At 74.1% G+C, this 26458-nt stretch carries 25 protein-coding genes; 16 read left to right on the plus strand and 9 right to left on the minus strand.

Annotated elements, in window-relative coordinates; translation table 11 throughout:
* Nucleotides 1–2 precede the first annotated feature (2 nt).
* The 5 genes from amaB to OJ997_RS16595 are packed head-to-tail and all read left to right on the plus strand — an operon-like array spanning nucleotide 3 to nucleotide 6556.
* Nucleotides 3–1511, plus strand: coding sequence for an L-piperidine-6-carboxylate dehydrogenase (gene amaB, locus OJ997_RS16575; RefSeq protein ID WP_270026283.1), 1509 nt, complete (start codon nucleotides 3–5; stop codon nucleotides 1509–1511).
* Entirely contained in the window at nucleotides 1508–2626 is a 1119-nt protein-coding gene (locus OJ997_RS16580; RefSeq protein WP_270026284.1) for a Glu/Leu/Phe/Val family dehydrogenase, read from the plus strand. Before amaB ends, OJ997_RS16580 begins: the two co-directional genes overlap by 4 nt.
* A complete protein-coding gene (locus OJ997_RS16585; protein ID WP_270026285.1) occupies nucleotides 2623–3981 on the plus strand; it encodes an FAD-binding oxidoreductase in 1359 nt (452 codons plus the stop codon). The genes OJ997_RS16580 and OJ997_RS16585 overlap by 4 nt, the downstream gene beginning before the upstream one ends.
* Before the next feature lie 36 nt (nucleotides 3982–4017).
* A complete protein-coding gene (locus OJ997_RS16590; protein ID WP_270026286.1) occupies nucleotides 4018–5727 on the plus strand; it encodes a hypothetical protein in 1710 nt (569 codons plus the stop codon).
* A gap of 37 nt (nucleotides 5728–5764) precedes the next feature.
* The gene (locus OJ997_RS16595; protein WP_270026287.1) at nucleotides 5765–6556 is read left to right on the plus strand and encodes an SDR family NAD(P)-dependent oxidoreductase; all 792 of its coding nucleotides are present in this window, start codon (nucleotides 5765–5767) and stop codon (nucleotides 6554–6556) included.
* Here OJ997_RS16595 and OJ997_RS16600 read toward each other — a convergent pair.
* Nucleotides 6546–7937 carry an SAM-dependent methyltransferase gene (locus tag OJ997_RS16600; protein WP_270026288.1) on the minus strand — a complete coding sequence of 464 codons (1392 nt, stop codon included), beginning with the start codon at nucleotides 7935–7937 and terminating at the stop codon, nucleotides 6546–6548. The two genes, OJ997_RS16595 and OJ997_RS16600, sit on opposite strands and share 11 nt — an antisense overlap.
* Nucleotides 7938–7962: 25 nt before the next feature.
* On the opposite strand from OJ997_RS16600, the gene OJ997_RS16605 reads away from it, so the two are divergent.
* The 3 genes from OJ997_RS16605 to OJ997_RS16615 all read left to right on the plus strand — a co-directional run bounded on the left by OJ997_RS16605 (nucleotide 7963) and on the right by OJ997_RS16615 (nucleotide 12140).
* Entirely contained in the window at nucleotides 7963–8958 is a 996-nt protein-coding gene (locus OJ997_RS16605; RefSeq protein ID WP_270026289.1) for a hypothetical protein, read from the plus strand.
* Between the two features lie 61 nt (nucleotides 8959–9019).
* Nucleotides 9020–11131 carry a glycogen debranching protein GlgX gene (gene glgX, locus OJ997_RS16610; protein WP_270026290.1) on the plus strand — a complete coding sequence of 704 codons (2112 nt, stop codon included), beginning with the start codon at nucleotides 9020–9022 and terminating at the stop codon, nucleotides 11129–11131.
* Nucleotides 11132–11162: 31 nt separating this feature from the next.
* Nucleotides 11163–12140 carry an SDR family NAD(P)-dependent oxidoreductase gene (locus tag OJ997_RS16615; RefSeq protein ID WP_270026291.1) on the plus strand — a complete coding sequence of 326 codons (978 nt, stop codon included), beginning with the start codon at nucleotides 11163–11165 and terminating at the stop codon, nucleotides 12138–12140.
* On the opposite strand, the gene OJ997_RS16620 is transcribed toward OJ997_RS16615, so the two are convergent.
* Both OJ997_RS16620 and OJ997_RS16625 read right to left on the minus strand, forming a co-directional pair.
* Entirely contained in the window at nucleotides 12137–12847 is a 711-nt protein-coding gene (locus tag OJ997_RS16620; RefSeq protein ID WP_270026292.1) for an ABC transporter permease, read from the minus strand. The genes OJ997_RS16615 and OJ997_RS16620 overlap by 4 nt on opposite strands.
* On the minus strand, nucleotides 12844–13725 hold the full coding sequence (locus OJ997_RS16625) for an ABC transporter ATP-binding protein (RefSeq protein WP_270026293.1): 882 nt from the start codon (nucleotides 13723–13725) through the stop codon (nucleotides 12844–12846). The genes OJ997_RS16620 and OJ997_RS16625 overlap by 4 nt, the downstream gene beginning before the upstream one ends.
* Before the next feature lie 113 nt (nucleotides 13726–13838).
* Between OJ997_RS16625 and OJ997_RS16630 the strand changes: the two genes are divergently transcribed.
* The 7 genes from OJ997_RS16630 to OJ997_RS16660 all read left to right on the plus strand — a co-directional run bounded on the left by OJ997_RS16630 (nucleotide 13839) and on the right by OJ997_RS16660 (nucleotide 18271).
* Nucleotides 13839–14987 carry a sensor histidine kinase gene (locus OJ997_RS16630; protein WP_270026294.1) on the plus strand — a complete coding sequence of 383 codons (1149 nt, stop codon included), beginning with the start codon at nucleotides 13839–13841 and terminating at the stop codon, nucleotides 14985–14987.
* Nucleotides 14984–15121: a hypothetical protein gene (locus OJ997_RS16635; protein WP_270026295.1), complete on the plus strand. Its 138-nt coding sequence runs from the start codon at nucleotides 14984–14986 to the stop codon at nucleotides 15119–15121. Before OJ997_RS16630 ends, OJ997_RS16635 begins: the two co-directional genes overlap by 4 nt.
* Nucleotides 15118–15720, plus strand: coding sequence for a response regulator transcription factor (locus OJ997_RS16640; protein ID WP_270026296.1), 603 nt, complete (start codon nucleotides 15118–15120; stop codon nucleotides 15718–15720). The genes OJ997_RS16635 and OJ997_RS16640 overlap by 4 nt, the downstream gene beginning before the upstream one ends.
* Nucleotides 15721–15788: 68 nt before the next feature.
* Entirely contained in the window at nucleotides 15789–16547 is a 759-nt protein-coding gene (locus OJ997_RS16645; protein ID WP_270026297.1) for an SDR family oxidoreductase, read from the plus strand.
* Between the two features lie 9 nt (nucleotides 16548–16556).
* On the plus strand, nucleotides 16557–16847 hold the full coding sequence (locus tag OJ997_RS16650) for a hypothetical protein (RefSeq protein ID WP_270026299.1): 291 nt from the start codon (nucleotides 16557–16559) through the stop codon (nucleotides 16845–16847).
* Nucleotides 16844–17644 carry a Rossmann-fold NAD(P)-binding domain-containing protein gene (locus tag OJ997_RS16655; RefSeq protein ID WP_270026300.1) on the plus strand — a complete coding sequence of 267 codons (801 nt, stop codon included), beginning with the start codon at nucleotides 16844–16846 and terminating at the stop codon, nucleotides 17642–17644. The genes OJ997_RS16650 and OJ997_RS16655 overlap by 4 nt, the downstream gene beginning before the upstream one ends.
* Before the next feature lie 3 nt (nucleotides 17645–17647).
* Nucleotides 17648–18271 (plus strand): hypothetical protein, encoded by a 624-nt coding sequence (locus tag OJ997_RS16660; protein WP_270026301.1) that lies wholly within the window; start codon nucleotides 17648–17650, stop codon nucleotides 18269–18271.
* On the opposite strand, the gene OJ997_RS16665 is transcribed toward OJ997_RS16660, so the two are convergent.
* The 4 genes from OJ997_RS16665 to OJ997_RS16680 all read right to left on the minus strand — a co-directional run bounded on the left by OJ997_RS16665 (nucleotide 18268) and on the right by OJ997_RS16680 (nucleotide 21301).
* A complete protein-coding gene (locus OJ997_RS16665) occupies nucleotides 18268–19596 on the minus strand; it encodes a peroxidase family protein (protein WP_270026302.1) in 1329 nt (442 codons plus the stop codon). The genes OJ997_RS16660 and OJ997_RS16665 overlap by 4 nt on opposite strands.
* Nucleotides 19577–20203 (minus strand): sigma-70 family RNA polymerase sigma factor, encoded by a 627-nt coding sequence (locus tag OJ997_RS16670; RefSeq protein WP_270026303.1) that lies wholly within the window; start codon nucleotides 20201–20203, stop codon nucleotides 19577–19579. The genes OJ997_RS16665 and OJ997_RS16670 overlap by 20 nt, the downstream gene beginning before the upstream one ends.
* Nucleotides 20200–20505: a hypothetical protein gene (locus tag OJ997_RS16675; protein ID WP_270026304.1), complete on the minus strand. Its 306-nt coding sequence runs from the start codon at nucleotides 20503–20505 to the stop codon at nucleotides 20200–20202. The genes OJ997_RS16670 and OJ997_RS16675 overlap by 4 nt, the downstream gene beginning before the upstream one ends.
* Nucleotides 20506–20590: 85 nt before the next feature.
* Entirely contained in the window at nucleotides 20591–21301 is a 711-nt protein-coding gene (locus OJ997_RS16680; protein ID WP_270026305.1) for an alpha/beta fold hydrolase, read from the minus strand.
* A gap of 164 nt (nucleotides 21302–21465) precedes the next feature.
* Between OJ997_RS16680 and OJ997_RS16685 the strand changes: the two genes are divergently transcribed.
* Entirely contained in the window at nucleotides 21466–22176 is a 711-nt protein-coding gene (locus OJ997_RS16685; protein ID WP_270026306.1) for an alpha/beta fold hydrolase, read from the plus strand.
* Here OJ997_RS16685 and OJ997_RS16690 read toward each other — a convergent pair.
* Together OJ997_RS16690 and OJ997_RS16695 are read right to left on the minus strand one after the other, a co-directional pair.
* Nucleotides 22173–24887, minus strand: a complete 2715-nt coding sequence (locus tag OJ997_RS16690; RefSeq protein ID WP_270026307.1) for a helix-turn-helix transcriptional regulator — start codon at nucleotides 24885–24887, stop codon at nucleotides 22173–22175. The genes OJ997_RS16685 and OJ997_RS16690 overlap by 4 nt on opposite strands.
* A 2-nt stretch (nucleotides 24888–24889) precedes the next feature.
* A partial coding sequence (locus OJ997_RS16695; protein ID WP_270026308.1) for a helix-turn-helix transcriptional regulator occupies nucleotides 24890–26458 on the minus strand: 1569 nt, incomplete at its 5' end.

Consider the following 26458-nt stretch of genomic DNA (forward strand, 5'->3'; position numbering starts at 1 on the left):
TCATGACCGCCATCGCCTCGACCCTCACCACCACCGACGAGCTGCGCAACCGCGCTCGAGTCGCCCTCACCGCGTGCGGCGTCGGCGCGCTCGACGGTCCCGTCCAGGCGCGCTCGCCGATCACCGGCGAGGCGCTGTTCGGTGTCCCGGGCGCGGATGCCGACGCCGTCCGCACCGCGATCGCCAACGCCAAGACCGCGTTCGAGACCTGGCGCACCGTGCCCGCCCCGGTACGCGGCGCGCTGGTCAAGCGGCTCGGCGAGCTGCTCACCGAGCACAAGGCCGACCTTGCGGAACTGGTGACGATCGAGGCGGGCAAGATCCCCTCCGAGGCGCTCGGCGAGGTGCAGGAGATGATCGACATCTGCGACTTCGCGGTCGGCCTCTCGCGCCAGCTCGACGGGCGCACGATGCCGTCCGAGCGGCCCGGGCATCGCCTGATGGAGACCTGGCACCCGCTCGGCGTCGTCGGCGTCATCTCGGCCTTCAACTTCCCGGTCGCGGTGTGGTCGTGGAACACGGCGATCGCGCTCGTCTGCGGCGACACGGTCGTGTGGAAGCCGAGCGAGCTCACCTCGCTGACCGCTTTGGCGAGCGCGGCGCTGCTGGACCGAGCCGCCCGCGAGTGCGGTGCGCCGGAGCACCTGAACGCGGTGGTCGTGACCGACGCCGAGACCGCGCAGGTCCTGGTCGACTCGCCCGACGTCGCGCTGGTGAGCGCGACCGGGTCCGAGCGCATGGGCGCGGCCGTCGCCCCGCGCGTGGCGGCCCGCTTCGGCCGTGCGCTGCTGGAGCTGGGCGGCAACAACGCCGCGGTCGTCGCGCCGAGCGCCGACCTGGAGCTGGCCGCCCGCGGCATCGTGTTCTCCGCCGCCGGCACCGCGGGCCAGCGCTGCACGACGATGCGGCGCCTGATCGTGCACGAGGACGTCGCGGACGCGCTCGTGGAGCGGCTCACCGGTATCTACGCCTCGCTGCGGATCGGCGACCCGTACGCGGACGACACGCTCGTCGGGCCGCTGATCAACGAGGCCGGCGTCGAGGCGATGCAGCGGGCGCTCGCGCAGGCCGTCGAGGACGGTGGCGAGGTGCTCGTCGGCGGCGCGCGCCGCGAGGGTCTATACGTCGAGCCCGCGATCGTGCGCATGCCGGCGCAGACCAAGATCGTCCAGACCGAGACGTTCGCGCCGATCCTCTACGTGCTCACCTACCGCGAGCTGGACGAGGCGGTGGCGCTGCACAACGACGTGCCGCAGGGGCTGTCGTCGAGCATCTTCACCACCGACCAGCGGGAGGCCGAGCGTTTCCTCGTCGCGTCCGACTGCGGCATCGTCAACGTCAACATCGGCACGTCCGGCGCGGAGATCGGCGGCGCGTTCGGCGGCGAGAAGACCACGGGCGGCGGCCGTGAGTCCGGCTCGGACGCGTGGCGCGCGTACATGCGCCGCGCGACCAACACGATCAACTACTCCGACGAGCTGCCGCTCGCGCAGGGCGTGACCTTCACATGAGCCTCGAGCTGATCGACGAGTGGGGCCCGGAGAAGATCGTCTGCGTCTCCGACGGGCGCACCGGCATGCGCGGCGTGCTCGTGATCGACAACACCGCGCGCGGCGTCGGCAAGGGCGGCACGCGCATGCAGCCCGACGTGACCGTCGAGGAGGTCGCCCGGCTCGCCCGCGTGATGACGTGGAAATGGGCCGCGGTCGACCTGTTCTTCGGCGGCGCGAAGGCCGGCATCCGCTTCGATCCGCACTCGCCGGACAAGGAACGCGCGCTGCGGGCGTTCGTGCGCGCGCTCTCGAACGAGGTGCCGAGCGAGTACGTGTTCGGGCTCGACATGGGGCTGACCGAGGACGACGCGGCCGTCATCCAGGACGAGCTGGGTGACCGCGGCGCGTCGGTCGGCACGCCGCGCGAGCTGGGCGGCGTGCCCTACGACCAGTGGGGCGTGACGGGCTACGGCGTGGCCGAGGCCGCCGACGCGGCGCGTTCGCTCAACGGAGCGTCGGTCGTGATCCAGGGCTTCGGCGCGGTCGGTGCGGCCGCGGCGCAGCGGGTCGTGGCGCTCGGCGGGACCGTCGTCGCCGTGTCCAGCTCGCTCGGCGGCACGTACGACCCCGACGGGCTCGACGTCGACGCGCTGCTCGCGGCGCGGGCGGAGCACGGCGACGCGGGTGTGGCGGGGACGTTGCGTCCCGGCGACGAGCTGGACGTGCAGGCCGACGTGCTCATCCCCGCCGCGACGCAGGACGTGATCGACGTGGCTCGTGCCGAGTCGTTGCGCTTCGCCACGATCGTCGAGGGCGCGAACCTGCCGATCCGGCCGGACGCGCTCGAGCGGCTGGCCGCGCGCGGCGTGACCGTCGTGCCGGACTTCATCGCCAACGCCGGGGGCGTGATCGCCGCCGCGTACGCGATGGAGGGCCGCCACTCGCCGTTCCCGATCGACCCGGACGCGATCTTCGCCGCCGTCTCGCAGAAGATGCGCGCGAACACCGCGACCGTGCTCGAGGCCGCCGAGACCGACGGCGTCACCAGTCACGAAGCGGCCCGGACGCTCGCCGCCGACCGCGTCCGCACCGCGATGCGGCTCAAGGGCCGGATCCCGGAGTACGCGCTGTGAGCCTGCTCGACGAGCTGCGCGCCGTCGTGGGCGACGCGCACGTGCTCACCGACCCCGACCTGCGCGCGCCGTTCGAGCGCGACTGGACCGGCCGCTTCGGCGCCGACGCGCTCGCCGTCGTGCGCCCGGCCGACACCGAGCAGGTCAGCGCGGTCGTGCGCGTGTGTGCGGCGCACGACGTCGCGCTCGTCCCCCAGGGCGGGAACACCGGTCTGGTCGGCGGCGGCGTGCCGCGCGGCGGTGAGGTCGTGCTCTCGCTCACGCGGTTGAACACGGTGGCGCCGGTCGATCCCGCGCTACGTCACGTGCTGGTCGGCGCGGGCGCGACGCTCGCCCAGCTCCATGTCAGCGCCGCGGCGGCCGGGCTCGCCACGGGGCTGGACTTCCGCGCGCGGGACTCCGCCACGCTCGGCGGCATCGTCGCCTGCAACGCCGGCGGCGCCCGCGCGCTCCGCTACGGCACCGCCCGCGCTCGCGTCGCGGGCCTGGAGGCCGTGCTCGCGGACGGGACGATCATCAGTCGCCTGTCCGGCCTGGCCAAGGACAACGCCGGCGTCGACCTCTCCCAGCTGCTGATCGGCTCCGAGGGCACGCTCGGGATCATCACCCGCGTCCTCTGGCAGCTCGTCCCGCGCTACCCGAGCCGCGTCGCGGCGCTCGTGCCGCTGCCGGACATCGAGTCGGCGTCCGGGCTCCTGGCCGCGCTCACCACCCACGCGCCGGCCCTCGAGGCGTGCGAGCTGCTCACCCACGACGCGCTCTCCCTGTCGTTGCAGCATCAGCGCCGCACGAACCCCGTCGAGGACGCGCCGTTCTACGTCTTCACCGAGCTCGCCGACCACGAGGACCCGACGCCGCAGCTCGTCGCCGCGTTCGAGCACGCGGGGATCGAGGACGCGGCCGTCGCCGACGACACCACCTCCCGCGAGCGCCTCTGGGACCTGCGCGAGGGCGTCGCCGAGGCCATCGCGAGCGTCGGCGTCCCGCACAAGCTGGACGTCGGCGTCCCGCTCGCGCAGCTCGGCGCGTTCCTCACCGAGCTGCCGCTCGTCGTCCGCGCGGCCGCGAGCGACGCACGGCTCGTCGTCTTCGGCCACCTCGGCGACGGCAACCTGCACGTGAACGTCCTCGACGCGGGCGACCACACCGACACCACGGTCGACGACGCCGTCCTCGGCCTCGTGCTCGACCACGGCGGCACGATCAGCGCCGAGCACGGCATCGGCACCGCCAAGGCCCACTGGCTCGAGCGCGCCCGCCCCGAGTACGCGGTCCTGCAGGGTCTGAAGGCCTGGCTCGATCCGGCCGGCACGCTCAACCCCGGAAGCGTCTTGCTCCGGGCAACAACCACGTAACGGAACCGGGGCGCCGCGCGCTTAGCGTGCGGCCCCGTGATTCGCCAGATCGTGAGCGCGGCGTTCGTCGCCGCGCTGCTCGCGCCTGCCGTGGCGCAGGCGCAGGACCAGCCACTCGCGCGCGTTGAGCTGAACGCCGACCATGCCGGCGAGGCCAAGCTCGCCCTGACCGCTTCCGCCCCCGGCGCCGACTGGCAGCTGGCGGGCAAGGAGTCCGCCTTCCTGGAGGTCCAGGTCGACGGGAAGCCCGTGACGAACGTCGTCACCTTCAACGGCCCCGGGCCGTTCACGTACGAGGTCGCGCTCGGTCGTGTGAGCGCCGGCAAGCACGACATCACGGTCACGCTCGACGCGGCCAAGTCGCCGGTCGACGAGGCCGTGATCAGCAAGCTCGAGCCGTCGCTCGCGCCCGCCGACGACATCGTCGCCCGCTACGCGCCGATCCTCTACGGCCGCAACCTGCCGGAGGTCCCGGGCGCGTTCGAGAACGTCAACACCGACGTGCCGATCCTCGCGTACCACACGTCCGCGGCCGACGCCCAGGGCAACCGGGTGATCGAGTACACGGTGATCTGGTCCAACGAGGACGGCGGCACCAACACGCCGTCGCTGATGGCGCGCTGGGGCCGCACGACCGACATCGAGTGGTTCTACCGCGTCACGGTCGACGCGCAGGGCAACCGCATCACCGACGCCTTCCAGGCGCTGAACCACGGCACCGAGGCGTTCAACGGCGTGCGCGAGGACGACCACCCGCTGATCCAAGTCGCCTCGTCCAACAACAACATGGTCGCGGTCACCGACGTGGCCACCTCCTCGGGCTACCGCTTCTTCCTGGAGACCGGCGACCGGCTCCCGGACAACCGCGCCCGTGAGGTGATGATGGACCAGAACCCGTGGACCTACGGGCTGATGGCCAAGGAGATGGTCCGCGAGGGCAAGGTCGAGACCGTCCCGGACCCGGACACGCAGACGATGTCCGACCAGCGCAACTACCTGTTCGCCGAGCTCAAGAAGGCCACGAGCTACGCCACGGCGCCGCCGGCGGGCAGCTGGGCGGGCGTCGCGCTCGCCGCCAAGGTCGGCGACCGCTGGTACACGTCCAACAAGGGCGTCGCCGGCTTGTCGATCGAGCGCGACCTGGCCGCCGCCACGACGATCGAGCTGCCGGTCGGCACGACCCCGGCCAACATCTCCGCGATCAAGGCGTTCGCGGTGCCGAACGGCACGCCCGGCGCGTACAGCATCGACGTCACGTCGATCAACCGCGGCTTCAAGCTCGGCGCCGACTTCATGCCGGGCGTCTCGTTCCTGAACTGGAAGGGCAAGGAGACCCTCACGCCGGCGCGCACCGAGGTGATCCTGTGGGAGAACGAGAACGTCGTCGAGGCGCCGGTCGGCGGCTCGGTGCCGGCCACGCTGTCGCTCACGCTCGGCGCGCCGGCCTCATTCGGCGCGTTCACGCCGGGCGTCGAGAAGACGTACACCGCCTCGACCTACGCCGACGTGGTGTCCACCGCCGGTGACGCGAGCCTCGCCGTCGGCGGGCTCGGCCACCTGACCAACGGCGCGTTCAGCCTGCCCGAGCCGCTCCAGGTCTCGCTCTCGAAGTCGTCCTGGGCGGCGCCCGTCAGCAACGACCGCGTCGCGATCGGCTTCAGCCAGAAGATCAACGCCAACGACGCGCTGCGCACCGGCAGCTACGCGAAGACGCTCACGTTCACCCTCTCGACCACCACGCCATGAGCTGACTCATCCACGACCAGTAGCGTCCCGCCCACATATGGACCTCCAGCTGCAGGATCAGGTATGCGTCGTCACCGGCGCGAGCAAGGGGATCGGACGCGCGGTCGTGGACACGCTCGCCGCCGAGGGCGCCCGCGTGGTCGCGGGCGCCCGGAGCGTCGGCACGCTCGAAGGGCTCGACCGCGTGACGCCGTTCGCCGTCGACCTGTCGACGCCGGACGGGCCGGGCGACCTGATCGCGCATGCGGTCGCGACGCACGGTCGCGTGGACGTGCTCGTCAACAACGTCGGCGCCGCGCACATCCGGCTCGGCGGCTTCCTCTCGCTCACGGACGAGGAGTTCGCGGCGTCGATGGAGCTGAACTTCTACGCCGCGCTGCGCGCGACCCGCGCCGCCGTGGCCGACATGCTCGGCCGCGAGGCGCCGGGCGCGATCGTCAACGTCGGGTCGGTCAACGCGTTCTTCCAGCCCGACGGCGGCGTGATCGACTACGGCGCGGCCAAGGCGGCACTGCAGAACGTCGCCAAGGCGCTCTCGCAGGAGCTCGCGCCCAAGGGCATCCGCATCAACAGCGTTTCCCCCGGTCCGGTCGCCACGGACCTGTGGCTGGGTGAGCACGGCGTCGCGGCGACGATCGCCGCCGCCAGTGGCGGCAAGCCCGAGGACGTCCACGCGCAGATGATCGCCGGCGGGATGCCGACCGGCCGCTTCTCGACGCCCGAGGAGGTCGCGACGCTGGTCGCCCTCCTGGCCTCGCCGCGCACGGCCAACGTGACCGGCTCGGACTACCTGATCGACGGCGGCCTGGTCAAGACCGTCACGCCTTGAGCTGGGCCTGGCAGAGCTCGAGGTTGCGCACCGTGGCGGGGTCGGGTCCGTGCTGCTCGAGCGAGCGCTCGAAGTACGCGACCGCGCCCTCGTAGTCCTCGAGCTCGGCCAGCAGCAGGGCGATCGTGAACGGCAGGTCCTCCTCGCCCGCGAGCGGGAAGTGGCGGGCGTAGATCTCGTGCAGCGCTTCGCGCAGGTCCTCCTGCGCGGACGGGTCGGCCTCCGCGGCCTGCTCGCGCAGCGTGCCCGCCACACCCAGCAGCGCGAACGCGTCCCAGCCGCTCAGGCGCAGCAGCGCGACGAGCTCCGCGACCCCGAGCTTCTCCGCGGCGCGCTCGACGCCCTCGGTCAGGAAGGAGTGGTCCTGCGGGCTGAAGCGATCGATCCCGTCCGCGTAGGCCAGCCGCGTCTCGGCGAACCCGCCCGGCGGGTCCCCGAAGGCCAGCGCGGCGACGTCGACCGCCACGTGCCGGTCGCCGCCGGTCAGCGCCTCGCCGCCGTGCCGGCGCGCGTACCAGCCGAGCGCGTGCGTGTTGACCATGACCGAGAAGCTGCCGCCGTGGCGGTCGAGCTCGGGCGGGCCGCGGTGGGCCAGCGATGCCTCGGTGCTGTGCGCCTTGTCGCCCACGAGGACGAGCAGGCGGTCGCCCGACAGCGCACCTAGGCGGCGCAGGCACTCGATCCCGGCGCGCGGGACCGTGATCACGGTGTCGCGAAAGGCGTCCTTGTAGTGCTCGAGCAGCGCGTCTAGATCCGGGTCGCCGTAGGGCGTGGCGGCGCGGCGCGACCAGGTCAGGTCCATCGACGGCACGTCGTCGCCCGCCACGGCCAGGAGCAGCTCCTCCAGCTCGCCGTCGCCGACCGCGAACGCGTCGAACGGAACGCTGTCGAACACGTAGTTCGCGATCACCACGAGCGGGTTCGCGAGCCGGTCGAGCTCGACGCCGCGCCGGCGGAGCGCGAGCGTGGCGTCCGCCGACACGTCGAAGCGCGCGAAGTCCAGCCGTTCGTCATCGAGCGCCGGGTTGGCGGCCCACTCGTCGAGCGTGCCGTCGCCGAGGTCGGTCATCACGTACACGATCGGGGGCAGCGCGAGCGGCAGCGCGTCCGTCCACGCCGCGAGCTCGCGCACGAACCCGTGCGCGAACCGCCCCGCCCCGGCGCCGAGCTCGACCACGTACAGCGGCTCGGTCAGGTCCAACGCCCCGCGCGCGCAGTCGCGCAGGAACCCGACGACCACCCGCGCGTAGGCCGCCGCGACGAACGGGTTGTCGACGGCCTGGTGTGGCACGTCCGCGAACGCCTCGCTGGTCACGCCGTCGTAGAAGGCGCGCTGCAGGTCCCAGACCCGCGCTTCGGACACCGGCTTGGGCTCGCTCACGCCCGCAGCCTAACCTTCGTCCCCGATGGCCTGGCGGCTCGCTTCACGGACATTGGCCGAGGGCGTCGAGCGCCGGCGCGCTCGCGTGGCCGAGAACCCGTCATGGACCGGCTACGAGCTGCTCGCGCGCGGGCTGCGGTGGATCGACGAGGTCGACGAGTCGCAGCGGCTCTTCCACGCCGCGGCCGTCGACCTGATCGAGCGGATGGAGCGACTCGGCCGCGGCGACGGCGCGATGTGGGCACGCGCCACCGGGTTCTTCCGGATGGCCGGCGAGCCCGAGTCGGCGCGCGAGTGGGCGCGACGGGCGATCGACGGCCTCGACGCCCCGACCGCCGTCGACACGCTGTTCGCCGGCGGGGACGTCGACGCGGCCCTGGCGCTCGCTCAGCGCGAGGGCATCCGGACACTCGCGGTCGAGCTCGTGGAGGCGGCGCGCGACGGCGACCTCGCGCGGCTGGACGCGGTGGCCGCCAAGCCCGTGCGCGAGATCGTCGGCGGCCGCTTCGCCCCGTTCGAGGCCGGCGGCGTGTACCCGCTCGACTCGTGGGACTGGCTCGAGCTCGCCCACCTCGCCCGGGCGCGCCTCGCCGGCGAGCCCGCGCCGACGCACACCGAGATGCTGAGCCGCAGCGGGCTGCTCGGGCCTGAGCGGCGGCGGCCGCGCGCCGTGCGCCACCGGCCCGGCGGCACCGACCGGATCACCGTGCCCGGCCGGGACGGTGCGCCGCTCGAAGCCCTCGTCGACCGCGAGTCGCCCGACTACGTGGAGCTCCGGCTGGACCCCCGTCCGGACAGCTATCTCGCGCTCGGCTTCGACTGGACCGACGGCGACGGCTACACCGGCAGCCTGTTCGTCGAGCCGCGGTCGAGCCCCCAGGACGTGCTCCCGTTCCAGGGCAAGGACTTGCGCGAGGTGATCGACGCGGCGGTCGATTGGCTGGAGAGCATCGACGAGCCCTGGGCCGCGCGGACGCTTCGCACAGTCGCGGGGCAGATAGAAACGCGCGGCTCTGGGTAGATCGGCCGGGCCGCTCCCCGCGACGGGACGGCCTGATCCCGAAATTCCCCTCAGGAGCACCATGTCCACTCTCACGGTCCCCGCCGGCAAGCTGCTTGCGGGCAAACCCTTCCCCCAGGGCGCGACCGCCGACGCGTCCGGCACCAACTTCTCGCTTTGGGCGCCGAACGCCGAGCGCGTCGAGCTGTGCCTGTTCGACGACGACGGCAACGAGACGCGCGTCGACCTCGTCGAGCGCACCGCCCAGCAGTGGCACGGCTTCCTCGAGGGCATCCGCCCCGGGCAGCGCTACGGCTACCGCGTCCACGGCCCGTGGGACCCGGCCAACGGGCAGCGGTTCAACCCCGCCAAGCTGCTGCTGGACCCGTACGCGAAGGCGATCGAGGGCACCGTCGACTGGGACGGGCCGACGCTGCTGCCCTACCAGGCGGGCGAGGGCGACGACGCCGACCTGCTGCGCGAGGACACCGACAGCGCGCCCGCGCTGCCCAAGTGCGTCGTCGCCGACCAGCGCTACGACTGGGGCGACGACGTGTGGCCGCGCACGCCGTGGAGCGAGACCGTGATCTACGAGGCGCACGTGCGCGGGCTCACGATGACCCACCCGGACGTGCCGGAGGAGCTGCGCGGCACCTACGCCGGCCTGGCGCACCCGGCCATCACGGACTACCTGAAGTCCGTCGGAGTGACCGCGGTCGAGCTGCTGCCCGTCCACCACTTCATCGACGAGAGCTTCCTCGCCGACCGGGGCCTCACGAACTACTGGGGCTACGCGTCGATCGGCTTCCTCGCGCCGCACGGCCCGTACAGCGCGGCCGGCTCGCGCGGGGAGCAGGTGGCCGAGTTCAAGGACATGGTCAAGGCGCTGCACGCCGCGGGGATCGAGGTGATCCTCGACGTCGTCTTCAACCACACCGCCGAGGGCAACCACCTCGGCCCGACGCTCTCGTTCAAGGGCATCGACTCGGCCGCGTACTACCGCACCGCCGAGGACCCGCGCTTCTTCCACGACTACACCGGCACGGGCAACAGCCTCGATCCGACCCACCCGCAGGTGCTGCGGCTGATCATGGACTCGCTGCGCTACTTCGCGCTCGACTGCCACGTGGACGGGTTCCGCTTCGACCTCGCCGCGGCGCTCGCACGCGGGCTGCACGAGGCCGACCGCCTGTCCGGCTTCCTGGACACGATCCACCAGGACCCGATCCTCTCCCAGGTCAAGCTGATCGCCGAGCCGTGGGACGTCGGCCCGGGCGGCTACCAGGTCGGCAACTTCCCCGTGCTCTGGAGCGAGTGGAACGGCGAGTACCGCGACGACATCCGCGACTTCTGGCGCGGGGAGCTGCCGCTCGCGACGTTCGCCGAGCGCTTCTCCGGCTCCGCCGACCTGTACGCCGACGACGGCCGCCACCCGAGCGCGTCGATCAACTTCGTCACCGCCCACGACGGCTTCACGCTGCGCGACCTCGTCTCCTACAACGACAAGCACAACGAGGCCAACCTCGAGGACAACCAGGACGGAGCGAATGACAACTCCTCCTGGAACTGCGGGGTCGAGGGCGAGACGGACGACGAGGCGGTGCTCGAGCTGCGCGCCCGCCAGCAGCGCAACCTGCTGGCCACGATGCTCCTCTCCCAGGGCGTGCCGATGCTGCTCGGCGGCGACGAGCTGGGTCGCACGCAGGGCGGCAACAACAACGGCTGGTGCCAGGACAACGAGATCTCCTGGTACGACTGGGACGGCGTCGACGAGGAGCTGCTCGCGTTCACGCAGCGCGTGATCGCGCTGCGCCAGGCCGAGCCCGTGTTCACGCGCCGGCGGTTCTTCAGCGGCGAGTCGCGCTCCGGCTCCGGGCTCGCGGACGTCGAGTGGCTGCGCCCCGACGGGCAGGCCATGGCCGACGGCGACTGGGGCAACGGGCACCACCGCTCGCTGGCGATCTTCCTCAACGGCCGCGAGGTCGACCCCGCCGAGGACGGCACGCCGCAGCGCTCGGACTCGTTCCTCGTGCTGGTCAACGCGCACCACGAGGGCGTCGAGTTCACGCTCGATCCCGAGCTCGGCGACGCGTGGCGCACCGAGCTGGCGACCGACGGCGAGGGCGGCGAGCTCGAAGGCGGCGCGTCGACCACGCTGACGGGACGGACGCTGCGAGTGCTGCGCCGCGTGTGAGCGAAGACCGGAGCGCGCGCGTATCCGGGGCATGGACGTACTGAAGGGCAAGCGGATCCTCATCACGGGCGCGAGCAGCGGCGTCGGGCTCGCGACCGTGGAGCGGATGGCGGACGAGGGCGCCGCGATGGTCCTGATCGCGCGCGGCGCCCAGGCGCTGGAGGAGGCGGCCGCGCTGGCCCGGGAGCGCGGTGCGGTCGCGCACGCGATCCCCACCGACGTGACCGACCGCGCGGCCGTGAATGACGCGGTCGCGCGTGCGGACGAGCTGCTCGGCGGGATCGACGTCCTCGTCTCCAACGCGGGCGCCGTCGCCTTCGGCCACTTCCTCGAGGTCGAGCCCGACGACTTCGACCGCACGGTCGCGGTCTCGTTCACCGGCGCGGCCAACGTCATCCGCGCCACGCTCCCGATCATGCGGGATCGTGGGGGCACGATCGTGGTCGTGTCGTCGATGATGGCGCAGCTGCCGCTGCCCGCGTTTTCGGCCTACACGGCGGCCAAGCACGCGCTGCGCGGGCTGATCAACACGCTCATCGTCGAGGAGCGCGAGCAGCGGACCGGCGTGCGCTTCGCGATGGTCAGCCCCGGCCCGCTCGACACGCCGATCTACGGCCGCGCCACGAGCGCCACCGGCCACCAGCCGGCCAAGCTCTTCGACGCCTACCACCCGGACGAGATCGCCAAGGCCGTCGTGAAGGCGATCGGGCGGCCGCGCCACGAGCACGTGGTCGGCGGCGAGTCCAAGCTCATGACCGGGCTCTACAAGGTCGCGCGGCCACTGGGCGAGATCCCGCTCGTGCTCGTGGATCGCTGGTACCGGATCGGCGGCGAGCCGGCGGTCTCTCCGGGCGCGCTGTGGAGCGAGAACGACCATGCCCGGCTCGGCGACGGCCATCCCGGCCGGCGCAGTGGTGACGTGGTGGCGCTCACGCGCAACCTGCTCACCGCCGCGAACCGGGCGCGGAAGCTCGGCACGCAGCTCCTGCGCCCGGTCCCCGAGCGCTAACGGCGCGGCTCCCAGCGGAACCGGCGCTTGGTCACCTCCCAGCCGATCGCCGTCCAGACGATCAGGCCCGCGATCGACGGCAGGAGCGCGCCGCCGGACGCCCAGCCCTGACGGACGAGGTCGGCGAGCGCGCCGCCCGGCGTCAGGTGCATGAGCCACGTGACGGCGTCCGGCGCGACGGACAGGACCCAGGCGGCGCTCGCGAGCGCGGCCAGGAACACCGGCGCGACCGTGATCTGGGCGAGCTCGGCGCTCGCCGTGAAGGCCGCGGTGGCGAGCGCGAGCGAGGCCGCCATCACGCTTCCGAAGAGGTAGGCCGGGACGAGCGCGAGCGGGCGATCCGGCAGCGGGGCGCCGAGCGCCACGGCGCAGGCCAGCAGCACGAGCATCTGGACCGCGGCCAGGACTACCAGCGGCGCCAGCAGCCCGGCGAGGATCTGCGGATCGCTCAGCTCGCCGCTGCGCAGCCGCTTGAGCACCAGCTGGCGGCGGCGCGCGGCGATCGACGTCGTCGCGGTGGCGTAGACGCAGAACAGCAGCACGAACACGAACTGCATCGCGACGACCTCGCCCCAGCTGCCCTCCTCGCCGTCGGCGGCGATCAGGGCGCCGAGGCCGAGCGGGAGCAGGAGCGCGGTCGCGCACACGAGCTTGTTGCGGGTGAGGATGCGCGTCTCGGAGAGCGCGAGTGCCGCGACGCGGGTCATGCGACCACTTCCATGAAGGCGTCTTCGAGCGAGCCGCCGCGCGCGTGCAGGCGGTCGAGCGTGAGGGCGTGGCTGTCCGCCCAGGCGAGCAGCCGGGCGAGGTCGGGCTGCAGGTGCGGGGTCTCGAGGATCAGCTCGCCGACGCGGCTGTCGACGCGCAGCGCGGCGAGCTCGGGCGGCAGCGGCACGGTGGGCGTGCGGAAGGCGATCCGGGCGGGCAGCTGGGCGGAGACCTGGCCGAGCGTGCCGGCGACGGCGATCTTGCCGTCGCGGAGGATCGCGACCTGGTTCGCGAGCGCCTCGGCCTCCTCCAGGTAGTGCGTGGTGAGCAGGATCGTCGTGCCCGCGTCCACGAGCTCGGCGATCACCCGCCAGGTGCGGCGGCGCGACTCGGGGTCGAGCCCGGTGGTCGGCTCGTCGAGTAGCAGCAGCTCGGGGTCGCCGTGGATCGCGAGGGCGACCTCCAGCCGCCGCTTCTCGCCGCCGGAGAGCTGCTCGACGGCGACGTCGGCGCGGTGTTGCAGATCGAGGCGCTCGAGGTCGCTGGTCACGTCGCCCTTGCGGGTGCCGAGGCGCGCCCACAGGTCGGCGGTCTCGCGCACGGTCAGCTCGCCCGCGAAGCCGCCGTCCTGGAGCATCACCCCGGTGCGGCGGCGGACGGTGCGGCGCTCGCCGCGCGGGTCGTGGCCGAACAAGCGCACGCTGCCGCTCTGTGGCGCCTGGTGGCCTTCGAGCGTCTCGAGGGTGGTCGTCTTGCCGGCGCCGTTGGCGCCGAGCAGCGCGAAGACCTCCCCGCGCTCGACGGTGAAGTCGATGCCGTCGACGGCGAGGTGGTCGCCGTACGCGCATCGCAGGTCGGTCACTTCGATCACTGCCATGCCTTGCAGCCTGCCTGCGCGGACGCCGTCGCGTTAGTGCCCGGTTGTCACCAGATTCCGTGCGCGTGTCATGACGTCTGCCGTGTTCGTCACGCACGCGGTACGTTCGCCGTGTGGACCGGACCGACGTGAGCCTGGAATGGATGCGGCGCGTGACCCAGTGGACGCTGGCGAGCGTCGCCGGGCTCGTCGTGCTGATCCCGGCGGGCGACCTGTTCTCGCGCGACGACCTCTCCCCCCTGGCGATCGGGCTTGCGTTGGTGGGGCTCGCGTTCGTCGGCTACGTCCAGACCCGGCTGCTGCTCGCCGGCATGGCGGGCCTGGACGAGGCGCCGCGGTCGCGGCCGGTGATCGGCGCGGCGGCGGTCGTCGCGCTCGCGCTCTGGGGCCTGCTCGTCCCGGACGAGGAGCCGCATTGGATGTGGGTGCTGCCGTTCGCCGGCGTGCTGTCCGGGGCGGCGTTCGGGGCGGGGCCGCGCAGTCGCTGGGTGATCGTCGGCGGCGGGATCGCCGTGGCGGTCGCCGTCGGCTGGCTGGCCACCGGTGACTTCGCGCGGGTCGGCGGCGCGGCCTGGCTGCTCGCCTCGTTCGTGCTCCTGTGCCTGGCCCAGGTGTGGATCTGGGACGTGACGCTGCGGCTGGACGAGGCGCGCGTGGCGGCCGGTGAGGTCGCGGTGCTGCGCGAGCGGCTGCGCTTCGCGGGCGACCTGCACGACATCCAGGGGCACCAGCTGCAGGCGATCGCGCTCAAGGCCCAGCTCGCGTCGCGGCTGATCGGCCACGACGACGAAGCCGCGCGCGGCCACGCCGACGACGCGCACGCACTCGCCCTGCAGGCGTTGTCGGAGACCCGCGAGCTGGTGCAGGGCTACCGGCGCGTCGGGCTCGCGACCGAGCTGGCCAACGCCGTCGGCATCCTCAAGGCCGCGGGCGTCGACGCCGAGGTCGAGGGCGCGCCGGAGTCCGTCCCGGTCGCGCTGCAGCCGCTGTTCGGCTCGCTCGTGCGCGAGGGCGCGACCAACCTGCTGCGCCACACGAAGGCCGCGCGCTGCGAGATCGCGGTCGAGCGCGACGGCGACGACGTCGTCGTGCGCGTGATCGACGACGGCGTGGCGCGCGTGGTCGTCCCGTCCGGCGACGGCACCGGCGTCGCCGGCCTGCAGGAGCGCTTCGCGGCGGTGGGCGGCCGCGTGGACGCGGAGCCGCTGGCGCCGCGCGGCTTCGAGCTGGTCGGCCGCGCACCGCACAAGGCCACGACATGACGCCGCGCCCGCGCGCCGCACAAGGCCGCGACATGACGCCGCGCCCGCGCACCGCCCGTGACCTCGCCGCGCCGTGCCCGCGCGCCACCCACGACCTCGCCGCGGCCGGCCTCGCCGCGCGCCCCCACTCGTGATCCGGCTCCTGCTCGCCGACGACGAGGACCTCCTACGCGAGGCGCTCGCGACGCTGCTCGAGCTCGAGCCGGACTTCAAGGTGGTCGCCCAGGCCGGCGACGGGCGCGCCGCGGTCGAGCTCGCCAAGCAGCACGAGCCGGACCTGATCGTGCTCGACCTCGAGATGCCGGAGCTGGACGGCGTGTCGGCCACCGAGGCGATCCTCGCGACGCGCAGCGTGCCGGTCGTCCTGCTCACCCGCCACGCGCGGCCCGGCGTGCTGCGCCGCGCGCTCACTGCCGGCGCGCGGGCGTTCGTCCCCAAGACCACACCGGCGGACCGGCTCGCCCGGATCCTGCGCGACGTCCACGCGGGCGGCCGCTACGTGGACTCCGAGATCGCCGCGACCGCGCTCACCGAAGGGGCCTGCCCGCTCAGCGACCGCGAGCTCGACCTGCTGCGTCACGTCCACGCGGGCCGCAGCGCGAGCGCGATCGCCGCCATCGCCCACCTCGCCCCGGGCACGGTGCGCAACTACCTCTCCTCGGCGATGGCCAAGCTCAACGCGCCGACCCGCGCCGAGGCGGCGCAGATCGCCTACGAGGAGGGCTGGATCTAGGCGCGCGTGTCACACATTGGCCCCGCTGTCCGGTCATGACGGGTGCACATGCATCCAGGGAGGTTCTCATGAAGATCGTGGTCATCGGCGGCACTGGGCTCATCGGCTCGCAGATCGTCACCCGGCTCGGCGAGCACGGGCACGAGGCCGTCGCGGCCTCGCCCGACACCGGCGTGAACACGCTGACCGGCGAAGGGCTGGCCGACGTGCTCGTCGGCGCGGACGTCGTGATCGACGTCTCCAACTCGCCGTCGTTCGAGGACGCGGCGGTGCTCGACTTCTTCGAGCGCTCGACCGGCAACCTGCTGGCGGCGGAGGCCGCGGCGGGCGTCGGCCACCACGTCGCGCTGTCGGTGGTCGGGACCGAGCGCATGGCCGACAAGGGCTACTTCCGCGCGAAGAGCGTGCAGGAGACGCTGATCCGGGGCTTCTCGGTCCCGTACACGATCGTCCACGCCACGCAGTTCTACGAGTTCATCAAGAGCATCGCGGCGCTCGCGACCGACGGCGACACGGTGCGCCTGCCGCCCGCGCTGTTCCAGCCGATGGCGGCCGAGGACGTCGCCAAGGCCGTCGGGCGGATCTCGGTCGGCGCGCCGGTCAACGGCATCGTCGAGATCGGCGGGCCCGAGCAGTTCCGGATGGACGAGCTCGTCCGCCAGGCGCTCGCGGCGCGCAACGACCCGCGCACGGTCGTGACCGACCCGGACGCGCCGTACTTCGGCATCTACACGGTCGACGACACCACGCTCGTGCCCGCCGACGGCGCGCTGCTCGGCGAGGTCCGCTTCCAGGACTGGCTCGAGCGCCAGCTCGCGACCGCGTAGCCGACCGCCATGAGCGACACGACCACCACCCTCGAGCACGCCGAGGAAGAGCTCACCACGGCCGGGCTGGCGCTCGCGGAGACGCTCCGCGTCGCGGAGCTGGCCGTGATCGCCCTCCTCGTGCTGCTCGTCAGCCCGCCCCTGCTCATCCTCGCGGTCGTGGTCATCGTGCCCACGCTCGCGATCGCCGCGGTCGTGGGCGTGATCGCGCTGCCGGTGCTGGCGGTGCGGCACTTCCACCACCGGCGGCGCCACCACGCGCACCGGCTCGTCCACCGCCTCCTCGGGCACGCACGATGATCGCCACCGTCACGACCCCACGCAGCCTGCTCGGCATCGAGGACCTGGCGGCGGACGAGCTGCACGCGCTGCTGGACCTGGCGGCGCTGATGAAGCGCCACCCGCTGGCCTGGCGCGGCGCGCTCGAGGGGCGCGCCGTGGCGTGCCTGTTCGAGCGGCCGTGGACGCGCGGCCGCGTCTCCCTCGAGGTCGCCGTGCACCGGCTCGGCGCGCTGCCCGTCGTGCTGGAGCGCAGCGGCGGGATCGAGGAGACCGCGCGGCTGCTGTCCTCCTACTGCGACGCGATCGCGATCCGCACGGACCACCATCGGGACCTGCTCGACCTCGCCGCACACGCGACGGTCCCGGTGATCAACGCACTGACCGACGCCGCGCACCCGTGCCGCGCCCTTGCCGACTGCCTGACGCTGCGCGAGCGGTTCGGCGAGCTCGCCGGGCTGGAGGTCGCCTACGTCGGCGGTCGCGAGCCGGCGATGCACTCGCTGATCGAGGCGGCGATCCGCACGGGGATGACGGTGCACGTCGCCGCCCCGGAGGCGCTGCTGCCCGACCCCGCGCTGCTCGCCCGCGCCGGCACCGCGGTCCGCGTCTGCGAGAGCGCGCGGGAGGCGGTCACCGACGTGGTCGCGGTCTACGCCGCGGCGGCGCGCAGCGACCTGCCGTCCGCGTTCAGCGTCACGCCGGAGCTGCTGTCGTACGCGGCGCCGCGCGCCGTCATGGTCGACGCGAGCCCGGACCTGCTGCCCGTCGAGCAGGCCGTGCTGCGCGTGCTCGTGACCGGCGACTGGGAGATCTGACCGATGCACACCGTCGAGCTCCTCCGCCCGTCGGAGGTGTTCCCGGCGTGGCCGCGCGCGCAGCACCACGCGCAGCTCTACGCCCGTGAGACGCCGCCCGCGCGACACGTGTTGCGCACGACCGGGTTCCTGGCCCCGGAGCACGCCGACCGTGTGGCCGAGTGGTTCCTGGCTCCGGATGCGCCACCGACCGCGGACGTGCGGCGCGCCTATCGGGCGCTCGAGGACGAGTCCGTGCTGCTGCTCGCGCTCGTCCGCGAGTGCCTCGGCGTCCGGGTCCGGTACGCGACCGAAGAGCCGTACGCGAGCGCTTCCGACCTGTGCTCGGACCTGCGCGAGCACGGGTCGATGACGCTCGTGCGCGAGGCGTCGCACCCAGTGCTGAGCGCGGCGGGGTTCGACGCGCTGCGGGTCGTCCACGACGTGCTCGGCCACGCCGCGCTCGGCGTCGGCTTCGACCTGCAGTCCGAGTTCGCCACCTGGCTGCAGTGCCGGACGCTGTTCTCGCCAGCGGCGCGCCCGGCCGCGTTCTGCGAGCTCGTGGGCGCCGTCACGGCGTACGTCGTGACCGGTGAGAAGCCCGGCCTGCGCGCGAAGCTGCCGCCGGCCGGGCTGCTCGGCGACTAGACCGGGTCGAGGATGTCGGCGAGGCCGAAGCCGTCAGCACGGCGGCTCGGCAGCGTCGGCGTCCACCCGGGGTCGACCGACCGGAAGGACTCCGGGTCGCTGTCGACGACCCCGACCAGGACCTCGCCGACGATCCGCCCGCCGACCGGCCCGAGCCGGTCGCCGGCGTGCAGGACCTCGGACTCCTTGAGGATGTAGAGCCACAGCGGGGTCTCGTCCGTCCAGCTGAGGCCGACCTGCGCAGGCGTCAGCGGCCGCACGCCGAGGCGCCGCGCGACGGCCTCGCCCGACGCGAGCCCGACGGACTGGCCGCGCTGCAGGTCGCGGTTGGCCAGCGACGCGTAGTCGCTGCCCGGCGCCTCCCCGGTGATCTGCGTGGGGAGCGCGATCAGCGGCGCGGGGAGCCGCCCGTCGATGCGCTTGGCGCGCTGCGCGAACTGGAGCGCCCAGTCGACCGTGTGCGCGGGCGAGACCGGGCCGAAGCCCATCAGGTCCGGGAACAGCGGCACCGGGCCAAAGCGGGCGTTGACCTGGTAGCGGGGGCGGATCTGGGCGTGGCCGTAGCGGTAGGCGGCGTCGGCGAACTCGAACGGGATGTACGGGTCCTCGTCGAGCTCGTACAGCCGCGGGCCGTGCTCGAGCAGGTCGGCGGTCAGCTCCGCGCCGATCAGCCCGGGCAGGAACTCGCGCACGAGCACGTGCTGGTAGTGCCAGGTCGCCGCGCGGCGGGCCTCGGCGAACACCTCGGCCTCGCGCACGCCATCGTCGCGCAGCCGGTCGACGAGCCGGTTGTGCAGCCCGATGAACGCCACCAGCATCTGGCTGAGGAACAGGTGCGTGTCGTTGCGCGGATCGCCGATCAGCGCGATCCCCTCGTGGTTGCGCGGGACGTCGACGCCCGACGGCGCGAGCAGGAGCTTGGCCGGGTCGGTCGCGGCGTACAGGTACGGGGCGCCGATCGGGCCGGTCCCGTAGACGCCTTCGAGGTTCGCCTTCGGGACGCGGAAGTTGCGGATCCTTCGCGGGTCGGCGCGATCGACGAGCGGCGAGCGGTCGGCGGTGATGTCGTGCGCGACGAACTGGCCGAAGAACGGCCACACCGCGGCCCCGTGGGCGTCCGTGTCCGCGGTGTCGTCGCCGAGGTCGCACGGGCCGCCGGCGCGGCCGAGCGCGTGCAGCGCCTCCGCGTCGACCCGCAGCGGCGGCAGGTCGGGGAACAGCGGGCGGTAGCGGCCGCCGTGGATCGGCGCGTCGACGCGCTCGGGCGCGAGGCAGTGGTCGCGGATGAGCGGCGCCCGCGCGGCGTCAGGCGGCGAGAGCGACATGCGCGTCCTCCTCGGTCAGGAGCCGCTCGAGCGGCTCGAGGTCGCCGGTGCGGGCGGCGGCGAGGAACACCGACGCGAGCTCCTCGTGCTCGGCCGCGTCGACGGGCCAGCGCGGCGCGCCGACGATGTGTCGGCGCGCCCGCGTCACGAGCTGGCGGGCGTTGGCCTCGCTGAGCCCGACGACCGCCGCGATCCGCCGGTGCGGGTAGTCGAACGCCTCCCGCAGCAGGTAGACCGCCCGCTCGGTCGGAGAGAGCGTCTCGAGCACGGACCTCAGCGCGAGCTCGATCGCCGCCCGCCGCTCCGCCGCAAGCCTCGGGTCGGCGCCGGGGTCGACCATGTCCGTGAGCCGCGGGGCGAAGTCGGTCTCGTGGCGCGCGCGGGCGGACTGGCCGACGTTGAGCGCCAGACGCGTCGTCGTCGTGGCCAGGAACGCGGCCGGGTCGCGGACGACGCTGCGGTCGCTCTCCTGCCAGCGGATCCACGCCTCCTGCACGACGTCGTCGGCGTCGGCCGGGGTCCGCAGCACCCGCCGCGCGATCCCGAGCAGGCGCGGGCGGGCGTGCGCGAACGAGCGGGCGTCGGCCGCCGACACCGGGGCGCTCACGCCGCCACCCGGCGCAGGGCGCCGACGGCGGGCTGGGCGGCCGCCGCGCGGTGCCGGCGGACCATCCGGAACGGCATCGTGAGCAGCGCGGCGATGCCCGCGAGCAGGGCGGCGGCCGCGAGCAGCGCGGCGACCAGTACGAGGATGACCGCCGCTGGACCGCTCAGCATCACGCCGAGGACCAGCCACGGCGCGAGCAGGAAGACGACGGGCGGGCCGTACAGGGCGACGGCGCAGACGAGGGGCACGACCTCGCTGAAGGCCGTGCCCTCGGTGGGGGCGGTGGGCTGGGAAAGGGCCATGGGACGAGCCTCCTCCGGCGCGGCCGCCCCCTCATCTGGGGCACCCCCGCGTCGACCCCCTAGTCCCTGGCGCCAGGCACCCTAGTCACGCAACGGCGTGCAGCGCGGCGGCCTCGCGGATCAGGTGCGCCGTGGCGCGCGGATGCGCGACCGACAGCGCGTGCGAGGCGCCCGGGACCTCGATCCGGCGGCGCCCGCCGGCCCGCTCGGCCATGTGGTGCTCGAGCGCCGCGGGGATGTTCCGGTCCTCCTCACCCCACACGAACCACGACGGCACGTGCTTCCACAGCGGGTCGCCGGAGGGCTCGACCAGCGCCTCCTGGGTCACGGGCCGCTGGGTGATCGCCATCCGCGCCGCCTGCGCGGCCGGCACGTCCGCGCAGAACTGCGCGTGGAAGCGGTCGCGGATGATCGTGAGGTCGGTCAGGCCGTCGGCGCGCGGTGTGGGCTCGAGCGCCTCGCCGAGCGTGCTGCCCGGGCACATGCCCGCGAGCGTGAACGCGCTCTCCCCGGCCTTCGGCGCGAACGCGGCCACGTAGACGAGGCCGGTGATCTCCCCCGCGTCCGGCGACACGTTCGTGATCACCATGCCGCCGTAGGAGTGCCCGACGAGCACGACCGGCCCGTCGATGGTGGCGACGAGGTCGCTGATCGCGGCGGCGTCCGACGCGAGGCCGCGCAACGGGTTGGCGGCGGCGATCACCGGGTGGCTGGTCTCCAGCAGCGTGTCGACGACGCCGTCCCAGCTCGCGGACTCGGCGAACGCGCCGTGGACGAGGACGATCGTGGGCTCCATCGGGGTTCCCTTCGGTAGGGGTGCGGTTGCACCCCTCACTGACCGCACAGCACCCCTCGTCCGTGACACCGAACATAAAGAGGGACTGTCCCTCTTTAGCAACAGGTGTCGCGTTTTCGGGTGTCACGGAACCGGGGTGCCGTGCGGTCACGTCGGTCAGACCCATGAGATCTCTGCAGTCGCCGACGATCGTGCTGGTGCACGGGGAGTTCGCCGAGTCCGCGAGCTGGAACGGCGTGATCGACCTGCTCGCGGCGGCCGGGCAGCGCACGGTCGCGGCTGCCAACCCCCTGCGCGGGCTCGCGGCCGACGCGGGCGCCGTGGGTGACCTCGTCCGCTCGATCGAGGGCCCGATCGTGCTCGTCGGGCACGGCTACGGCGGCGCGGTGATCACCGGCGTCGTCGCCGACGACGTGACCGGGCTCGTGTTCGTCGCCGGGTACGCGCCGGACGCCGGCGAGAGCTGCTTCACGCTCGCGCAGCAGTTCCCGGGCAGCACGCTCGGCGAGCACCTCGACGCGGTCCTGCGCGCCGACGAGACGACCGACCTGTCGCTCGTCCAAGCGCACTTCCACGCCGAGTTCGCCGCCGACCTGCCCGAGCGCGAGGTCACGCGGCTGGCGACCACGCAGCGCCCGATCACCCGCGAGGCGCTGCTCGAGCCCGCCGGCCCGCGCCCGCTGTGGAAGGCGGTCCCGTCACGGTTCCTGATCGCCGGGAACGACCGCCTGCTGCCCGCGACCGCGCAGCGCTTCATGGCCGAGCGCGCCTGCGCGCGCCGGGTGCTCGAGCGGCCGACGGCGTCGCACGCCGCGCCGGTGTCCGAGCCCGTGGCGACCGCGGAGCTGATCCTGGAAGCCGCGCGGCACGGCTAGGCGTTGACGGTGTCCGCGAGCGCCTCGCGCAGCTCTTTGCGGGTGCTCACGTCAAGCTTGCGGAACACCTTGCGCAGGTGGTACTCGACCGTGCGCGGGCTGATGAACAGCTGCGCGCCGATCTCCGGGTTGGTGTTCCCGTCGCGGGCGAGCCGCGCGACCTGGACCTCCTGCGGCGTGAGCACGTCGCGCAGGTCCGGCGTGATCCGGCGCGCGGTCTCGCCGGTCGCCAGCAGCTCACGGCGGGCGCGCTCGGCGAACGCCTCCGCACCGATCCGGCTGAAGTCCAGGTGCGCGGCGCGCAGCAGCTCCCGCGCCTCCGTGCGGCGCTTGGCCCGCCGCAGCCACTCGCCGAACAGCAGTCGGCTGCGGGCGAGGTCGACGGCCGCGCGACTGCGCTCGAGGTGCTCGATCGACGCGCGGTAGGCGGCTTCGTCGTCGTGCACCAGCGCCCGGCAGCGTGCCTCGACGCCGAGTGCCCAGGCCGTCCCCGCCGCCTGCGTCCGCGGGCGCAACCGCTCCAGCGCGGCGGCCGCCTCGTCCGGCCGCCCGCAGCGCGCGGCGGCCTCCACCAGCTCGACGAGCGCCGGGCCGTAGGCCATCACGTCCTCGTGCTCGACCGCCTGCTGCGCCTCGGCAAGCGCGTCGGCGTACTCGCCGCAGCCGTTGTAGAGCAGCGCGGTGAGCCAGAAGCCCAGGCCGAACGCCGAGCCCTCGCCGCGTGCCATCGCGTTCGGGAGCCCGAAGTCCAGCAGCGCCCGGACCTGCGCGCGGTCGCCGCGGGTCGCCGCCAGCGCGAACGCCGCGTACTTGAGCGGCGGGATGCCGGTCGCGCGGATGAGCGAGTCGACCTCGTCGATCAGCGCCTTCGCGGCGCCGAAGTCCCCCGCGTGGACGTTGTGCACGGCGAGGAAGTTCGCCATCACGGGCAGCAGGCTCAGCGCGCCCGTGTCGCGCGCGAGCTGCACCCCGCGCGTCGCCAGCGCGTGCCACAGCTCGTCGTCCCAGAGGTCCTGGGACATCCGGCACGCGAGCCACAGCCAGCGCCGGTCCGCGCCGCCGCCGTCGGCCTCGGCGAACGCCCGCGCCGCCGCGGAGAGCGGCTCGACCGACTCGGCGTAGCCCGCGCTGAACCGCGTCACGAGCGCGTCGAGCAGCGCCTCGGCGGGCCCTTCGGTGCGGACCCGGTGCGCCGCCGCCACGGCCACCGCGTGCTCGTCCGGGCCGATCGCCAGGCGCCCGGCGAACATCGCCGACGCCATCGCGTCCAGGTACGCCTCCCGCGCCAGCACGGGGTCCAGCGGCTCCAGTCGCCGCGCCGCCTCCAGGAACAGCGGCGGCGAGTCGCGCCCGCGCCCACGGGCGAACACGATCTCCGCGCACAGCCGCTCAAGCCGGGCGCTGCCGAGCGCGTCGAGCGGACCGAGCTTCGCCGCCGACACGAGCTCCTCCGCGGCCGCGGCGTCGGCGACCTCGAGCTTGGCCTGCGCGGCGGCGAGCGCGCGCTGCGCACGGCGGGCGGGATCCGGGGTCAGCTCCGCCGCGCGCTCCAGGAACGCGGCGGCGGCCGAGAGCCCACCACGGCGCTGGGCGCGGTCGGCGGACCGCTCCATCTCGGCGGCGACCGCCTCGTCGGGCGTGGTGGTCGCGTGCGCGCGATGCCACGCGTAGCGGTCGGGATCGACGACCGGGTCGGTCGCCTCCGCGAGCGCGGCGTGCACGGCGCAGCGGTCCAGCAGGTCCGCCCCGCGGTACACCGCCGACCGCACCAGGGGATGCTTGAACCGCACCCGGGCGCCCAGCTCGATCAGGTCCGCGGCCTCCGCCGGGCGACCGGCGTCGCCGCCGATCCCGAGTCGCGTGGCGGCGTTCCACAGCAGGCTCGAGTCGCCGAGCGGCTCGGCCGCGGCCGTCAGCAGCAGCCGTTGCGTGTCCGGCGGCAGCGACGCGACCCGCTGGCGGAACGTCTGCTCGATCCGGTTCGCCAGCGGCCGCGCGTCCGGGAGGCCGAACCCGCCGGCCAGCTCGGCCGGGGTCAGGCCCCGCGGCAGCTCCAGCAACGCGAGCGGGTTCCCGCGCGTCTCGGCGAGGATCCGGTCGCGCACGCGCGCGTCCATCCGCCCCGGCACGGCCGACTCGAGCAGCGAGCGCGCCTCCGCGGTCGCCAGGCCCTCCACGCGCAGCTCCGGCAGCCCGGCCAGCGCGTCCGGGTCGCACGGCTCGCGCACCGCGAACACCATCGCGATCCGCTCCGCGAGCAGCCGGCGGGCGACGAACGCGAACACCTGCGCGGAGGCCCGGTCCAGCCACTGCGCGTCCTCGACCAGGCACACGAGCGGTTGCGCCTCGGCGGTCTCGGCCAGCAGGCTCAGCACCGCCAGGGCGACCAGGAAGCGGTCCGGCGCGCTCCCCTCGCGCAGCCCGAAGGCGACTTCGAGCGCCTCCTGCTGGGGCGACGGCAGCGCCCGCACCCCGTCGAGCATCGGCGCGCACAGGTGATGCAGGCCCGCGTACGGCAGCTCCATCTCGGCCTGCACGCCGACCGCACGGGCGAGCCGGCAGCCGCCCGCCTGCCCGGCCGCGTACTCCAGCAGCGCGGTCTTGCCGATTCCGGCCTCGCCGCGCAGGACGAGCACCGCGCTCTCCCCCACACGGATCCGTTGCAGCAGCGCGTCCAGCGCAGCGCACTCGTGGCGGCGGCCGCGCAGCATGCTCAGGGGAGCGCGTCCGCGAGCTCGCGCCGCGAGCTGATGCCCAGCTTGCCGAACACCTTGTGCAGGTGGTACTCGACGGTCCGCGGGCTGAGGAACAGCCGCGCGGCGATCTCCGGGTTGGTGTGGCCGTCCGCGGCGAGGCGGGCGATGTGCGTCTCCTGCGCCGTGAGGGCTTCGTGGCGCCCGTTGGCCGGCCGGCGCACGCTCTCGCCGGTGGCCTGCAGGCCGCGGCGGGCGCGCTCGGCGAACGCGTCCGCGCCGATCTGGGTGAGCTGGTCGAACGCGAGCCGCAGCTGCGCGCGGGCGTCCGCGCCGCGCCCGTCCTGGAGGCACAGCCACTCGCCGTAGAGCAGCTGCGCCCGGGCCAGCTCGCCACGTACGCGCGTGCGTCCCAGCCGCTCGATCGCCTCGCGATGGTCGCGCTCGTCATCGCTGAGCAGCGCCTGCGCGCGGGCCTGGATGCCCAGCGCCCAGTCGGTGCCGCTCGCGCGGGTGACCGGCTCCAGGTGCGCGAACGCGTCTCGCGCCAGCTCGGGCTGCCCGCTCTTGACCCCCGCCTCGACGAGCTCACTCAGCGCCCAGCTCGCCGGCCCGGCGTGGTTCGGGTGCGCCGCCGCTTCCTGCCCCGCGACGACCGCGTCCTGGAACCGGCCGTGGCCGTTCGCGAGCACCGCCCGCGCCCACTGCGTGTTGAGCAGCCCGACGCCCTCGCCGCGCGCGACCATGCCGCCGAGCGTCATGGCGATGAGGTCGGTGAGCTCCTGCTCACGCCCCCGCCAGGCCGCGAGACCCAGCGCGCTGTAGGGCGCGAGCGTCGTGCCGGTGGCGTGCTGGACCGCGTCGAGCTCGGAGATCAGCGCCTCGGCGGCGGCGAACTCCCCGGCGAGCACGTGCGCGACCGCCCGCGAGTGCAGGGTGAGCGGGAGCACGCTGAGCGCGCCGACCGCGCGGGCCAGCTCGTTGTGCCGCGTCGAGAGCGACATCCAGCCCGCCTCGTCCCACAGCTCGGCGGCGTCCGAGGACGCGAGCCACAGCCAGCGCAGCCCGGTCTCCGCCGGGAGGTCGTCACGGCGGAAGGCCTTCACCACCCGCCGGCGGACGGGCACCGCGGCGGCGTAGCCGTCGGTGAACCGCGCGGCCAGGCTCTCCAGCACGAGGTCGACCTCACCCGAGCGGGGCGGGAGCCGGCGGACGGCGTCCGCGAGCTCGGCCGCGCAGGCCTCACCCGCCCGGCCCGCGAGCCGCGCGGCGGAGAACGCCTCCAGGTAGGTCTCGCGCGCGAGCTGGTCGTCGAGCGGCTCCAGTCGGCGGGCGGCGGCGAGCAGCAGCGACGCGGCCTCGGCGCCGTGGCGCGAGGCGAACGCGATCTGGCCGCGCAGCAGGTCCACCCGGGCGCGGGACAGCGCGTCCAGCGGCGTCTCCGCGGCGGTCGTGAGCAGCACGAGCGCTCCGTCGAACGCGCCCGCGCGCAGCATCGTCTCCGCCGCCGCCAGCGCGCGCAGCCCGCGCCGCCGCGGGTCGGGCGTGAGCGCGGTCGCCTGCTCCAGGAACGCGGCCGCGGCCGCCAC

Source organism: Solirubrobacter phytolaccae, from assembly GCF_027587195.1.
GTDB lineage: Bacteria > Actinomycetota > Thermoleophilia > Solirubrobacterales > Solirubrobacteraceae > Solirubrobacter > Solirubrobacter phytolaccae.

What these genes read in the sequence shown, in the direction of transcription:
- OJ997_RS16615 (WP_270026291.1), top strand. Translation starts at nt 11,163, where the DNA reads ATGGACGTACTGAAGGGCAAGCGGATCCTCATCACGGGCGCGAGCAGC.
- OJ997_RS16675 (WP_270026304.1), bottom strand. Translation starts at nt 20,505, where the DNA reads ATGGCCCTTTCCCAGCCCACCGCCCCCACCGAGGGCACGGCCTTCAGC.
- OJ997_RS16595 (WP_270026287.1), top strand. Translation starts at nt 5,765, where the DNA reads ATGGACCTCCAGCTGCAGGATCAGGTATGCGTCGTCACCGGCGCGAGC.
- OJ997_RS16665 (WP_270026302.1), bottom strand. Translation starts at nt 19,596, where the DNA reads ATGTCGCTCTCGCCGCCTGACGCCGCGCGGGCGCCGCTCATCCGCGAC.
- amaB (WP_270026283.1), top strand. Translation starts at nt 3, where the DNA reads ATGACCGCCATCGCCTCGACCCTCACCACCACCGACGAGCTGCGCAAC.
- OJ997_RS16580 (WP_270026284.1), top strand. Translation starts at nt 1,508, where the DNA reads ATGAGCCTCGAGCTGATCGACGAGTGGGGCCCGGAGAAGATCGTCTGC.
- OJ997_RS16690 (WP_270026307.1), bottom strand. Translation starts at nt 24,887, where the DNA reads ATGCTGCGCGGCCGCCGCCACGAGTGCGCTGCGCTGGACGCGCTGCTG.
- OJ997_RS16650 (WP_270026299.1), top strand. Translation starts at nt 16,557, where the DNA reads ATGAGCGACACGACCACCACCCTCGAGCACGCCGAGGAAGAGCTCACC.
- OJ997_RS16680 (WP_270026305.1), bottom strand. Translation starts at nt 21,301, where the DNA reads ATGGAGCCCACGATCGTCCTCGTCCACGGCGCGTTCGCCGAGTCCGCG.
- OJ997_RS16620 (WP_270026292.1), bottom strand. Translation starts at nt 12,847, where the DNA reads ATGACCCGCGTCGCGGCACTCGCGCTCTCCGAGACGCGCATCCTCACC.
- OJ997_RS16655 (WP_270026300.1), top strand. Translation starts at nt 16,844, where the DNA reads ATGATCGCCACCGTCACGACCCCACGCAGCCTGCTCGGCATCGAGGAC.
- OJ997_RS16625 (WP_270026293.1), bottom strand. Translation starts at nt 13,725, where the DNA reads ATGGCAGTGATCGAAGTGACCGACCTGCGATGCGCGTACGGCGACCAC.
- OJ997_RS16605 (WP_270026289.1), top strand. Translation starts at nt 7,963, where the DNA reads ATGGCCTGGCGGCTCGCTTCACGGACATTGGCCGAGGGCGTCGAGCGC.
- OJ997_RS16645 (WP_270026297.1), top strand. Translation starts at nt 15,789, where the DNA reads ATGAAGATCGTGGTCATCGGCGGCACTGGGCTCATCGGCTCGCAGATC.
- OJ997_RS16685 (WP_270026306.1), top strand. Translation starts at nt 21,466, where the DNA reads ATGAGATCTCTGCAGTCGCCGACGATCGTGCTGGTGCACGGGGAGTTC.
- OJ997_RS16660 (WP_270026301.1), top strand. Translation starts at nt 17,648, where the DNA reads ATGCACACCGTCGAGCTCCTCCGCCCGTCGGAGGTGTTCCCGGCGTGG.
- glgX (WP_270026290.1), top strand. Translation starts at nt 9,020, where the DNA reads ATGTCCACTCTCACGGTCCCCGCCGGCAAGCTGCTTGCGGGCAAACCC.
- OJ997_RS16635 (WP_270026295.1), top strand. Translation starts at nt 14,984, where the DNA reads ATGACGCCGCGCCCGCGCGCCGCACAAGGCCGCGACATGACGCCGCGC.